The following is a 1823-nucleotide window of genomic DNA, read 5'->3' on the forward strand; positions in this document are numbered from 1 at the left end:
CCATCTTAACTTCCAAAGGGTACTCCCGCCGACATAAGGCGGGAGGGGAATTTGGACGGGCTTGAAAAGCCCGAAAGGTGATCAGCCACGCTGATGTTGAATGTATTGCTTCACAACTTCCAGCGGCGCACCTCCGCAGGAGCCAGCAAAGTATGACCTCGACCAGAGCACGGCTTTTCCGTATGCCCCCCGCAAATCAAGAAATTCATTTCGCAGACGGCGGGATGTCACTGCTTTCAGTGAGTTAACCAGTACCGAAAGTTGCACTGTTGGTGGGTATTCGATCAGCATGTGGACATGATCGACGTCTCCGTTACTTTCTTTAAGTTCTGCCCCAAAATCACGGCAGACTTCTGCTGCATACTGATGGAATGCTGCACAGTGTAACTCTCCCAGTATCTTTCGACGGTATTTTGTTACAAAGACAAGATGAACATGCAAAAGGAAGGCAGCATGTCTTGAACGATTGATTTTATATTTTTGCATTGAGGTTGGCCGTAAAAGCAGTAATATTGTAAGCAAATCTACTACACACTGAATGATGATGCTAATCCTGAAAGCCTACAAATTCAGACTGGAACCAACGCATGAGCAGTCGCAGCGTTTGCGGCAGTTATGTGGTTGCGCCCGTTTTGTCTGGAATTTAGGTCTTGCGGAGACAAAGCGCATACTTGGCTCAGGCGAAAAGCTACCTTCGGCTTTCGAGTTGAACCGGATGATTACGGTGTGGAAAAAAATGCCGGAATACATCTTCTTACAGGATGCTTATACCGACAATCTGCAACAAAAGCTGAAAGACCTGCATACCGCATGGAAACGTTGTTTTGATAAAAAGCTCGCAGCTAAGGCTCCGGTATGGAAACGAAAAAATGAGGGCAGAGACTCAATCCGTTTTGTGAACTTTGAGAAATATTGCTGCCTTGAAAATCGCAGAGTGAAGCTACCGTCAGGTCTTGGGTGGGTAAAATTCCGGCAATCTCAACGTGTGAACGGTAAAATCAAAAATGCGACAATCAGTCAGTTAGCGGGACAGTGGTATATCTCGTTTCAGGTTGAAATTGAAACGGCAGAACCAAATCACACAAGCACAACGATAGTCGGGCTGGATGCTGGCGTGGCTAAACTTGCCACGCTGTCAGATGGCACAGTCTTTGAGCCTGTAAACAGTTTTCAGAAAAACCAGAAGAAGCTGGCGAGACTCCAGCGTCAGTTAAGCCGCAAGGTCAAATTCAGCAACAACTGGCAGAAGCAGAAACGCAAAATACAGCAACTGCATTCCCGTATTGCAAATATCCGCAGGGACTACCTTCACAAAGTCACAACGACCGTCAGCAAAAACCACGCAATGATAGTCATTGAGGATTTGAAGGTCAGCAACATGTCAAAGTCAGCAGCGGGTACGGTCAGCCAGCCGGGGCGCAATGTCCGGGCAAAATCAGGTTTAAACCGTTCGATACTGGATCAGGGCTGGTATGAAATGCGCCGCCAGCTTGAGTACAAGCAGCTCTGGCGTGGCGGTCAGGTGCTTGCTGTTCCGCCAGCGTACACTAGCCAGCGTTGCGCGTGCTGTGGTCATACTGCGAAAGAAAATCGCCTGTCACAAAGTAAATTTGTGTGTCAGGTATGTGGATATACAGCGAACGCCGATGTAAACGGCGCTCGTAACATTTTAGCGGCGGGGCACGCCGTGCTTGCCTGTGGAGGGATGGTGCAGTCAGGCCGCCCGTTGAAGCAGGAACCAGAGGCTGAGCAATCAGCCGTCACCCACTAATGGGAATCCCCCTCCTGAGTCACGAAGTGCGAAGGTGGGGGAGGATGTCAAT

Annotated in this window: 2 protein-coding genes; one reads left to right on the forward strand and one right to left on the reverse strand. The window is 49.1% G+C overall.

The annotated features are described in order from the left end of the window. Positions 1-81: 81 nt before the first annotated feature. The gene (gene tnpA / locus ACJHWT_RS25350; protein WP_001175008.1) at positions 82-486 is read right to left on the reverse strand and encodes an IS200/IS605 family transposase; all 405 of its coding nucleotides are present in this window, start codon (positions 484-486) and stop codon (positions 82-84) included. 58 nt (positions 487-544) lie between these two features. Between tnpA and ACJHWT_RS25355 the strand changes: the two genes are divergently transcribed. Then, entirely contained in the window at positions 545-1771 is a 1227-nt protein-coding gene (locus tag ACJHWT_RS25355; protein WP_001672025.1) for an RNA-guided endonuclease InsQ/TnpB family protein, read from the forward strand. The last annotated feature ends 52 nt before the right edge of the window (positions 1772-1823 follow it).

The organism is Escherichia sp. WS338 (assembly GCF_046486405.1).
Lineage (GTDB): Bacteria > Pseudomonadota > Gammaproteobacteria > Enterobacterales > Enterobacteriaceae > Escherichia > Escherichia coli.

Coding starts and splice junctions, on each gene's coding strand:
- ACJHWT_RS25355 (WP_001672025.1), top strand. CDS start 545: ATGCTAATCCTGAAAGCCTACAAATTCAGACTGGAACCAACGCATGAG.
- tnpA (WP_001175008.1), bottom strand. CDS start 486: ATGCAAAAATATAAAATCAATCGTTCAAGACATGCTGCCTTCCTTTTG.